10 protein-coding genes and 2 pseudogenes are annotated in these 10331 nt (G+C 70.7%); 7 read left to right on the forward strand and 5 right to left on the reverse strand.

From position 1 onward, the window contains the following. Positions 1 to 201, reverse strand: a pseudogene (locus tag R6V09_RS35555) (ROK family protein); the annotation flags it as partial. Positions 202 to 401: 200 nt separating this feature from the next. Here R6V09_RS35555 and R6V09_RS35560 point away from each other — a divergent pair. Both R6V09_RS35560 and R6V09_RS35565 read left to right on the forward strand, forming a co-directional pair. After that, positions 402 to 797, forward strand: a complete 396-nt coding sequence (locus R6V09_RS35560; RefSeq protein WP_317885587.1) for a VOC family protein — start codon at positions 402 to 404, stop codon at positions 795 to 797. Between the two features lie 49 nt (positions 798 to 846). Beyond that, positions 847 to 1917: an adenosine deaminase gene (locus R6V09_RS35565; RefSeq protein ID WP_317885588.1), complete on the forward strand. Its 1071-nt coding sequence runs from the start codon at positions 847 to 849 to the stop codon at positions 1915 to 1917. Here R6V09_RS35565 and R6V09_RS35570 read toward each other — a convergent pair. Both R6V09_RS35570 and R6V09_RS35575 read right to left on the reverse strand, forming a co-directional pair. Further along, positions 1899 to 2414, reverse strand: a complete 516-nt coding sequence (locus tag R6V09_RS35570) for a mycothiol transferase (protein ID WP_317885589.1) — start codon at positions 2412 to 2414, stop codon at positions 1899 to 1901. The two genes, R6V09_RS35565 and R6V09_RS35570, sit on opposite strands and share 19 nt — an antisense overlap. Positions 2415 to 2441: 27 nt before the next feature. Then, entirely contained in the window at positions 2442 to 3332 is an 891-nt protein-coding gene (locus R6V09_RS35575; RefSeq protein WP_317885590.1) for a LysR substrate-binding domain-containing protein, read from the reverse strand. Positions 3333 to 3457: 125 nt separating this feature from the next. Here R6V09_RS35575 and mgrA point away from each other — a divergent pair, with 125 nt between their 5' ends. Beyond that, complete coding sequence (gene mgrA, locus R6V09_RS35580; protein ID WP_317885591.1) at positions 3458 to 4450, forward strand: L-glyceraldehyde 3-phosphate reductase; 993 nt, start codon at positions 3458 to 3460, stop codon at positions 4448 to 4450. Positions 4451 to 4453: 3 nt separating this feature from the next. On the opposite strand, the gene R6V09_RS35585 is transcribed toward mgrA, so the two are convergent. Continuing rightward, positions 4454 to 5440: an oxidoreductase gene (locus R6V09_RS35585; protein ID WP_317885592.1), complete on the reverse strand. Its 987-nt coding sequence runs from the start codon at positions 5438 to 5440 to the stop codon at positions 4454 to 4456. Positions 5441 to 5544: 104 nt separating this feature from the next. Between R6V09_RS35585 and R6V09_RS35590 the strand changes: the two genes are divergently transcribed. Continuing rightward, positions 5545 to 6474 (forward strand): AraC family transcriptional regulator, encoded by a 930-nt coding sequence (locus tag R6V09_RS35590; protein ID WP_317885593.1) that lies wholly within the window; start codon positions 5545 to 5547, stop codon positions 6472 to 6474. A 21-nt stretch (positions 6475 to 6495) separates the two neighbouring features. Here the strand turns inward: R6V09_RS35590 and R6V09_RS35595 are convergent, their stop codons facing one another. Beyond that, the gene (locus R6V09_RS35595; RefSeq protein WP_317885594.1) at positions 6496 to 6885 is read right to left on the reverse strand and encodes a nuclear transport factor 2 family protein; all 390 of its coding nucleotides are present in this window, start codon (positions 6883 to 6885) and stop codon (positions 6496 to 6498) included. A gap of 370 nt (positions 6886 to 7255) precedes the next feature. Between R6V09_RS35595 and R6V09_RS35600 the strand changes: the two genes are divergently transcribed. The 3 genes and pseudogenes from R6V09_RS35600 to R6V09_RS35610 form a co-directional block, all read left to right on the forward strand. Next, the gene (locus tag R6V09_RS35600) at positions 7256 to 7666 is read left to right on the forward strand and encodes a hypothetical protein (RefSeq protein ID WP_317885595.1); all 411 of its coding nucleotides are present in this window, start codon (positions 7256 to 7258) and stop codon (positions 7664 to 7666) included. Between the two features lie 72 nt (positions 7667 to 7738). After that, positions 7739 to 10078 carry an ABC transporter ATP-binding protein/permease gene (locus R6V09_RS35605; RefSeq protein WP_317885596.1) on the forward strand — a complete coding sequence of 780 codons (2340 nt, stop codon included), beginning with the start codon at positions 7739 to 7741 and terminating at the stop codon, positions 10076 to 10078. A gap of 9 nt (positions 10079 to 10087) precedes the next feature. Next, positions 10088 to 10331: pseudogene (locus tag R6V09_RS35610) on the forward strand (hypothetical protein); the annotation flags it as partial.

Below are 10331 nucleotides of genomic sequence, written 5' to 3' on the forward strand. Positions count from 1 at the left end.
CAGCAGCGAGCGCGCGCCGACGTACTCCCCCAGGGCCTCTCTGCGCGGCTCCACGGCGTCGTCCCAGGGGTAGGGCAGCCGGGCCAGCTCACCGGCCGCGCCGTTCGCGCCGCGCAGCACATGGCCGCCGACGACGATGCCGAGACCGATACCGACGCCGATCCGCAGATAGCCGAAGGTGTCGCGGCCCCGCGCGGCACCCGCAGTACCGCCGCCTGCGCCGCGCTCTCCTTCGCCGCCTCGGCCACCGAGATGGTCGACGTCCACCATCGGGTGGAGGTCGCGCAGGGTGAGGAGGCCGGCTGAGGAGCGGGTCCGGCGGGCGACTGGCGCGAGCCACGTTTTACGTATAACCTCACCCGTCAATATCCCACCGAACGGAACCGCACGGAGAACCCCCGATGAGCCGTATCGCCCTGGTCACCCTCGTCGTCGACGACTACGACGAGGCGATCCGCTTCTACACCGAAGCCCTCGGCTTCCGCCTCGTCGAGGACACGCCCCGCCCCGACGGCTCCTGCTGGGTCGTCGTGACGCCGCCCGGCGCGGACGACTCGGGTACCGGGCTGCTGCTGGCCCGCGCCAAGGGTGAGGACCAGGGTGTCCGGGTCGGTGACCAGACCGGCGGGCGTGTCGGCTTCTTCCTGCACACCGACGACTTCGCCCGCGACCACGCCCGGATGCTCGCCGCGGGCGTGACCTTCCTGGAGGAGCCGCGCCACGAGCCGTACGGCTCGGTCGCCGTCTTCCAGGACCTCTATGGCAACCGCTGGGACCTGCTCCAGCCCGCCGCCTGAACCCCGTACCGCCGCCCCCGCTCGCCGAACGACCGAGGAACGACCGCACATGTCTTCTACGCGCATAGACACCGACACCCTCCGCCGGCTCCCCAAGGCCGTGCTGCACGACCACCTCGACGGCGGCCTGCGCCCCGCCACCGTGGTGGAGCTCGCGGAGACGGTCGGGCACACCCTGCCCACCACCGACCCGGACGAGCTCGCCGCCTGGTACTTCGACGCCGCCAACTCCGGTGACCTGGTGCGCTACATCGCCACCTTCGAACACACCCTCGCCGTGATGCAGAACCGCGAGGGCCTGCTGCGCACAGCCGAGGAGTACGTCCTCGACCTGGCCGCCGACGGCGTCGTCTACGGCGAGGTGCGCTACGCCCCCGAGCTGAACACCAACGGCGAACTCACGCTCAGCGAGGTCGTCGAGACCGTCCAGGAGGGTCTCGCGGCCGGCATGGCCAAGGCCGCGGCAGCGGGGACACCGGTCCAGGTGCGGACGCTGCTGTGCGGGATGCGGATGTTCGACCGGGTCGGCGAGGCCGCCGACCTCGCGGTGGCCTTCCGGGACGCCGGTGTCGTCGGCTTCGACATCGCCGGTGCCGAGGACGGCTTCCCGCCCGCCGACCACCTCGCCGCCTTCGAGCACCTGCGCCGCGAGAGCGTCCCGTTCACCATCCACGCCGGTGAGGCACACGGCCTGCCCAGCATCCACCAGGCCCTCCAGGTGTGCGGCGCCCAGCGCATCGGCCACGGCGTCCGCATCACCGAGGACATCGTCGACGGCAAGCTCGGCCGCCTGGCCGGCTGGGTCCGTGACCGCCGTATCGCCCTGGAGATGTGCCCGACCTCCAACCTCCAGACGGGCGCGGCCACTTCGATCGCCGAGCACCCCATCACCGCCCTGAAGGACCTCGGCTTCCGCGTCACCCTCAACACCGACAACCGACTGGTGTCCGGTACGACGATGACGCGCGAGATGTCACTCCTGGTCGAGCACGCGGGCTGGACGGTCGAGGACCTGCGCACCGTCACGGTGAACGCCCTGAAGAGCGCGTTCATCCCGTACGACGAGCGCAGGGCCCTCATCGAGGACGTCGTCCTGCCGGGCTATGCCTCCGCGCTCTGAAGCAGCCCGCGCACATACGCGGCCTGTCCGACGTGCTCCAGATCGTCGGACAGGACGCTGACCAGCCGTACGCCCAGACTGACCGGCGGGTCCCAGCGCTCGTCCACGATCCGCTCGTAGTCCTCGGGAACCAGCCCACGCAGATACGCCAGCGTCTGCTCGTGCACGGCGTCGTAGTACCCGGTCAGCTGCCCGGCCGACTCGACGCGCACCTTGCCGACCTTCGCGGAGGTGTGGCCGTAACCCGTGTCCCGGGCCGGCAGGTCGAGGCCGAAGCGCTTCTCCCAGCCCTGCGTCAGCCACACCTGGTCGAGGCCCGCGGCGTCGGCGACATGGTCGTCCTGGACGCGGGTGAGATGCCAGATCAGCCAGGCGATGGAGTTGGCGTCGGCGGCCACGCGCGCGTGCAGTTGGTCCGGGGTCAGGCCGTCGACGGCGGCGTGGACTTCTTCCTGGATACGGCCGTACGCGTCAATGAGGATGTCGTTGGCATGCATACGACCACCTTCGCGCATTGCCGTCCGTCACGCGGCCGGAGTCCCGGTTTCCAGGAGGGTCATCAGCGCCCTGGCCGCCGGACTGGTCGCCTGCGGGGGCGGGAGCAGGGCCACCGTCTCGTAGACCTCCTCGCCCGTTCCCTTGAGGGGGAGGGCGGTGAGGGGCTCGCGCTTGTGACGGAAGTGCTGGGGGACCACCGAGATGCCGAGGTTCTCGTCGATCAGGTCGAGGAGGCTGTGCACGTCGTTGACCTCCAGCGCGACCGTCCGCCGTACGCCTGCGGCGGCGAAGACTGCGTCGGTGGTGCGGCGCGAGGCCCAGTCCGGGTGGAAGTCGACGAAGACCTCGCCGCCGAGGTCGTCCGGGGTGACCGCCGCGCCGGTCTCCGCGAGCCGGTGGCTGGGATGGCACAGCACGGTCATCGGCTCGCTGGTGAGCGACACCGAGCGCAGCTGGTCGGTGTCCGCCTGGGTGCGGTAGGCGAAGGCCAGGTCGAGGCGCCCGGCCGCGACCTCCTCCGCCAGCGCGCCGGAGCCTGCCTGCCGCAGCCGGATCTCCACGTCGGGATGCCGGCGCCGGAACGCGGCCAGCAGCCCGGCCACATGCACCCCGGCGATGCACTGCTCGGTGCCCAGCGACAGCGTGCCGCGCAGGACGCCCTGCACCGCGGCCACCGCCTCGTGCGCCGACCGGACCTGTGCCAGGATGCGTTCCGCCTCGCCGAGCAGCGCCCGGCCGGCCTCCGTGAGCGTGACCCGGCGCGTGGTGCGTACGAACAGGGGGGTCTGCAACTCCCGCTCCAGGGCGCGGATCGACGCCGACAGACCCGACTGGGACACCATCAGGCGCTCGGCCGCCCGGGTGAAGTGGTGGTCCTCGGCGACGGCGATGAAATGCTGGAGATGACGCAGTTCCATGATTGAGAAGCGTAGCCGCTGAATTCCATCGGATTCTTCTGTTGGACCACTGCCCGCAGGTCGGACAGAGTGGGCGACGGTTCCCTGGAACCGGTATCCCGTGTGCCAACCCCTCTGGAGTCGCGTTGTACACCGCACACCCCGACCGCTACACGGACCTGCCCTACCGGCGCACCGGCCGCAGCGGTCTGAAACTCCCCGCGATCTCGCTCGGCCTGTGGCACAACTTCGGGCCCGACCGCCCGGTCGACACCCAGCGCGCCATCCTGCGCCGTGCCTTCGACCTCGGCGTCACCCACTTCGACCTGGCCAACAACTACGGCCCGCCGCCCGGAGCCGCCGAGTCCGCCCTCGGCGAGGCGCTGAAGGCGGACTTCGGGTCGTACCGCGACGAGCTGGTGATCTCCACCAAGGCCGGCTATCTGATGTGGCCCGGCCCCTACGGCGAGTGGGGTTCGCGCAAGTACGTGCTGTCCTCGCTGGACCAGAGCCTGAGCCGCATGGGCCTGGACTACGTCGACATCTTCTACTCGCACCGCCCCGACCCGGAGACTCCCCTTGAGGAGACGATGGGCGCCCTGCACTCGGCGGTCCAGCAGGGCAAGGCGCTCTACGTCGGCATCTCCAACTACTCGGCGGAGCAGACCCGGGAGGCCGCCCGCATCCTCGGCGAGCTGGGCACCCCGCTCCTCATCCACCAGCCGCGCTACTCGATGCTCGACCGCCGCCCCGAGGACGAGGGCCTGCTCGACGCCCTCGACGAGCTCCAGGTCGGCTCCATCGTCTTCTCCCCGCTGGAGCAGGGGCTGCTCAGCGCCCGCTACCTCGACGGCATCCCGGAGGGTTCCCGGGCGGCGAGCGACAGCCCGTTCCTGAACTCGGACGCGGTCACCGAGGACCTGGTCGGTCGGCTGCGGGCCCTCGACGACATCGCCAAGGGACGCGGTCAGACGCTTGCCCAGCTGGCCCTGGCGTGGGTGCTGCGTGGCGGGCGGGTCACCTCGGCCCTGGTCGGCGCGAGCAGCCCGCAGCAGATCGAGGACAGCGTCGCGGCCACCCGCAACCTGGACTTCGACGCCGAGGAGCTGGCCCGCATCGACGCGATCGTCAGGCCGTAACCGCTAGGCGGTAAGCCGCTCGCTGACCTTCCAGAGACGGGCCGCCGCCTCCGGGTCCACGGCGCGGGGGAGTACACCCGGGATCGTGTCCCCGGTGGCCCAGGCGGCCTCGTTCTCGGGGGTCACCAGTGGGGTGATGTCGACGTTCTCGCAGTAGACCCCGCCGAGACCGTCGAGCCGCGGGCTGGTCGCGCACCAGACGCTGGTGGCCGCGCCCTGCTGCACGGTCTTCATCTGCCGCTCCGGGTCGCGGATCGGCTCGCCCGCGCTGTCGAGCGCGCCCGCGGCCTGGAGCATCGCCGGGTCGATGTGCTTGACCAGCCCGGTGTCGATGATCAGGCCCGGGTGCACGGCGAAGGCGCGGATGCCGTGCTCCTTGCCGCGCCGGTCCACCTCGACGGCGAAGAGGGCGTTGGCCGTCTTCGACTGGCCGTAGGCGAGGAACGGCTCGTACGTCCGGTGCTCGAAGTTCAGGTCGTCGAAGTCGACGCCGGCGAAGCGGATGCCCCGCGAGGACAGCACCACGACCCGCGCGCCCTTCGCCGCTACCAGCGCCGGCCACAGTCGGGTGGTGAGCTGGAAGTGCCCCAGGTGGTTGATGGCGAACTGGGCCTCGTAGCCGCGCGCGTCCCGAGCCAGCGGGGTCGCCATGATCCCGGCGTTGTCGACCAGGAGGTGCAGCGGGCGCCCGGAGGCGAGGAACTTCTCCGCGAAGGTGTCGATGGACTTCGGGTCCAGCAGGTCCAGGTACTCGACCTCGGCTCCCGGCACGGCCTTCAGCGCCGTCCGCGCCCGCTCCACGTCCCTCGCCGGTACGACGATCTCGGCGCCGGCGGCGCGCAGCACGCGGGCCGTCTCCAGGCCGATGCCGGAGTAGCCGCCCGTGACGATCGCGACCTTGCCGGTGAGGTCGATGTCCTTGATCACCTCCTCGGCGGTGGACGCGGCGCCGAAGCCGGAGTTCAGGGGCTGCTGTGCGGTGGTGGTCATGTCTGCTCTCTCCTCGTCAGCTTGAGCTGGTGAGACCACCGTAGGGCGACCGATCCGTACGATGAATACTTGAGAATCCGCATTACTTGCGTGATAGTTCGAGCATGACCGTGGATCCCCTGTCCGACGCCCTCGCCGTCGCCGATGCCCGCAGTGTCTTCTCCGGCGGGTTCACGGCCGGCGGCGACTGGGCCATCCAGCTGCGCGGGCGCGACCGGCTGAAGGTGAACGCCGTGCTCCGGGGTGGCTGCCTGCTGGTCCGGGACGACGGCGGCGAACCCCTGCGGCTCGCCGAGGGAGACGTCGTGATCTCCGACGGCGGACAGCCGTACACGCTGTGCAGCCGGCCCGGCGTCGAGCCGACCGACTCCGACGACGTCGTCATGGACCCGGAGACGCGGATGGGCCGCCTCGGTCAGGGCGAGGCGGTGGATGTCGCCTGTGTGTCCGGGCACATCGACCTGAGCCGCGACCGCGGCGACCTGCTGCGCCGGGCGCTGCCGGAGCTGGTCCACGTCCGGGCCGACTCGCCCGAGGCCGGTGTACTGCGTTGGCTCATCGGGCAGTTGGCGGCCGAGATGCGGACGCGCAGGGCGGGCGTCGAGTTCGTGTCGGCGCAGCTCGCGCAGCTGATGTTCGTCCAGGTACTGCGGGTCTGTCTGGCCGAGTCGGACGGGCTGCCACCGGGCTGGCTGCGCGCCCTCGCCGACGAACGGCTCGCCCCCGCCCTGCGTCTGATGCACGGCGACCCGGCCCACCCCTGGCAGCTGGCGGAGCTGGCCCGGGCGGCGGCGATGTCCCGCACCACGTTCGCCGTACGGTTCAAGGAAGCGGCCGGAGTGCCACCCCTGACGTATCTGCTGAACTGGCGCATGAACCTGGCCGCCCGGGCCCTCCGCCAGGACGCCGCCCCGGTCGGCGCGCTCGCCCGCTCCGTCGGCTACACCTCCGAGAGTGCCTTCAGCAACGCCTTCAAGAGGGCGGTCGGGGTGGCGCCGAGGCGGTACCGGGAAGAGGCCCTGGCCAGGAGCTGAGCCGTTCTTCGAGCCGTACGGTCACCCGGTCGCCCCGGCGGGCACCCGGTCGAGGAAACCGAGCACGGAGCGGATACGGCCGTCCGCGTCCAGGGTGATCACGTCGAAACCGGCGACGGGTGCGGTGCCGTCGGCCTCACTCACCAACTCCCAGGCGAACCGCGCCGTTTCGTGGTGCCCGTCGACGCTCCCGAGGGGACGGAAGGCGAACCCCGGGAACTGTGCGTGCGCCCCGGTGATCAGTCCGGCGATCTCCGTGTGGCCGGTGACTGCCGCCAGCGGGTCGGTATAAGTACCCTCGACGGACCAGGCGGCGGCCACCGCCTTCGCCAGTGCCTCCGGCTCGCCCGCGTTCCAGGCCTCGAAGTAGCGGGCGACGGCATTTTCGTATCGGTCGGTGTTCTCGGACATGGTGAATCAGCCTCCGTCGAGGTCGTTCGTACTGGTCAGGACCCGGATCCCGATGCGTGTCGACCCGGTGACTCCACCATGCCGGGGCCCGCGTGGAGCGTCGATTACCCCGCTGGTAATGACGGCGGAGAACCATCACAAAAGGGATCTCGAAGCTTTTCGGCCAAAGAGGGCTGTGAATATGCCAAGAGACTGGCTAAAAAGTCGTGGTGACAGTGTTTCGGGAGTGAACATACTCGTCTGCTAGGGCACAACTTCACGATGCGAATCCGCCATCGTGCGCACCACCTGAGCCACCCGAGCCGCCAGCCAGAGCCGCATGGAAAGCGAGGCCCGACCGGCAATCGAGACACGCGACGGGGGAGTGATCGTGCACGACGAATTCCTGTGCCATGTCACCGCGTACGGTACCTGCGACGGAAAGCGCGTCGGGGTGCCTTTGGGTACCTATCGAGCTCCCACATTGGCACTCGCCCTGTGGTGGTTACGGGACCGCGCGGTGTGGATGGCCGACCGGCTCGACCCGCAGCCGGAGAACCCGCGCTTCCCCAGGGGTGCCCTGGTGCCGGTCGCCGACACGGCGCCCGACATACCCAAGGCGTTACGCACCTGGTCCCGCGATGTGGGCCAACAGGAGCAGGTCGCCTACGAGTTGGCGGCCGGCCGGCTGGTCCAGATCGCCATCAGCGACGAAACCACCGAGTACGAGCTGCTCGCCGAATCGGTGGACGCCCTCCGTATGCAGCGGACGGTGCCCGCGCTCGTCGTCCCTGTCGCCTGACACGTGTCGCCCGTCGCACACCCCTGACCGCTGGCCGGGCGCACGGGTGAACGAATCGGTAGAATTCGGTGCATGTCAGAGCGGCCGATGGCGCCGACCGCGCCCGAACTCCTCCTGGAGACGGAGTCGGGCTCCACGGTCATGACCCCTGGCCGTGACTACCACGTGGGCCGCGATCCGCTGAGCGACATCGTCATCGACGACGCCCGGGTCTCCTGGCACCACGCGGTGCTGCGGCCCGACGCCGACCACTGGACGCTGGAGGACGAACACAGCACGAACGGCACCTACGCCGACGGCCGCCGCGTCCACGAGTGGGGCGTCGGCCCCGGCAGCGTGATCCGCTTCGGCAGTGCGGCCGACGGCCCGTGCGTCACCCTGGCCGACCGCCCGGCCCCGGCCCCGGAACGCCCCTCGGCCGTGTCCATGCCCGCCTTCACCGGCACCTTCCGGCAGCCGACCACCGTACGGCCGCTGCCCGCCCGCACGGTCCGCATTGGCCGGGCAGCCGAGAACGACCTCGTCGTCGACGACCTGATCGTCTCCCGCCGCCACGCCGAACTGCGCGCCATGCCGGACGGGACGTACGAGATCGTCGACCTCGGCAGCCACAACGGCACCTACCTCAACGGCCAGCCCGTCGCCCGCGCCCCCATGGGCCCGGGTGACATCGTCGGCATCGGGCACTCCGCGTTCTGTCTCGTCGGCGACCAGCTGCAGGAGTACGTCGACACCGGCGAGATCTCCCTCGACGTACAGGACCTCACGGTCGCCGTCGACCACGGCCGCAAGGTCCTGCTCGACCAGGTGTCGTTCCCGGTCGGCGAGAAATGCCTGCTCGCCGTCGTCGGCCCCAGCGGCGCCGGCAAGTCCACCCTCCTCAACGCGCTCACCGGCCAGCGCCCCGCCGACCGGGGCACCGTCCTCTACGACGGCCGCGACCTCTACCGCGACTACGCCGAACTCCGCCAGCGCATCGGACTGGTCCCGCAGGACGACATCCTGCACGCCCAGCTGACCGTGCACAGCGCCCTGTCCTACGCGGCCGAACTGCGCTTCCCGCAGGACACGGCGAAGGCCGAGCGGCAGGCCCGGGTCGAGGAGGTCGTACGCGAACTGGGCCTTCAGCAGCGGGCCGAGCAGCCCGTGCACAGCCTCTCCGGCGGCCAGCGCAAGCGGGTCAGCGTGGCCCTGGAGCTGCTGACCAAGCCCTCGCTGCTCTTCCTCGACGAACCGACCTCCGGCCTCGACCCCGGCATGGACCGCTCGGTGATGCACATGCTGCGCGGCCTCGCGGACGACGGCCGCACCGTCATCGTCGTCACCCACAGCGTCCTCAGCCTCGACGTCTGCGACCGCCTCCTGGTGCTCGCGCCCGGCGGCAAGGTGGCCTACTACGGGCCGCCCGCCGACGCCCTCGCCTTCTTCGGCTTCGAGCACTGGCCGGAGGCCTTCGAGGCCTTCGAACGGGACCAGGACCGGGACTGGGCGCGGGAGTTCGGGGAATCCCCCTTCCAACGCCAGTACATCCGCAACTCCACCGCGCAGCCCCACCTGCTCGGCTCCGGTCCGGTCGCCGTGGCCCCACCGCCAAGGCCCCGCAGCCGTAGCGCACAACTCGGCACGCTGGTACGGCGTTACGCCGCTGCGCTCGGCGCCGACCGGACCTTCCTCGCCATCATGATCGCGCTGCCGTTCGTGATGGGCGCGATGGCCCGCGCGCTCGCCGGGAGCAAGCTCACGCAGGAGACGGCGATGAACGCGCTGCTCATCCTGTGCGTCGGCGGTGTGCTGACCGGCGCGGCCAACGCCGTGCGCGAACTCGTCAAGGAACGCGCGATCTACCGCCGCGAAAGAGCCGTCGGCCTGTCCAGATCGGCGTACCTGCTCTCCAAGGTCGTCGTGCTGGGCGCGATCACCGTGGCACAGGCCGTGGTGCTCACCCTGGTCGGCCTGTTCGGCGTAGACCTCAACGCTCCCCGTGGAAAAGGGGTGTTGATGCCACCCCTGATCGAGATCACCGTGGCCGTCGCCCTGTTGGCGTTCACCGCGATGATGCTCGGCCTGCTGGTCTCCGCCCTGGTGCGCAAGGAGGAGGTGACGATGCCGCTGCTCGTGCTGCTCGCCATCGTCCAAGTGGTGTTCTGCGGCGCCCTGTTGAAACTGCACGGCGTACCCGGCCTGGAACAGCTCTCCTGGCTCGTGCCCTCGCGCTGGGCGCTCGGCGGCATGGCCGGCACCATCGGACTGGCCCGCATCGTGCCGGGCGAACTGACCGGCGATCCGCTGTTCCGGCACTCGGCCGGGGCATGGCTGCTCAACATGGGCATGCTGATCGTCCTGTCGCTGCTCTTCGGCTTCCTGGTGTCCCGGCTGCTGCGCCGGCACGAACCCGCCGTGATGCGGAAATAGGGCGCCACGATGACGACCACCCCCGGCTTCCGGCCCACGCACGTCGTCCCCGAGCACGGGATGCCCGCCTGGGAGGCCCCGGACCCCGCCCGCCCCACCGTGCCGCTCGACGCGCTGCTCCCCGTGCAACTCCTGGAGCGGCGTGGCGACTGGGCCCACACCCTGTGCTCCAACGGCTGGTCCGCCTGGGTCGACGGCCGCCACCTGATCTCCGTCTCCCAGGACCCGCCCGCCGCCGGCGCCCCGCAGGCAC

It is taken from the genome of Streptomyces sp. W16, from assembly GCF_033194735.1.
Taxonomy (GTDB): domain Bacteria; phylum Actinomycetota; class Actinomycetes; order Streptomycetales; family Streptomycetaceae; genus Streptomyces.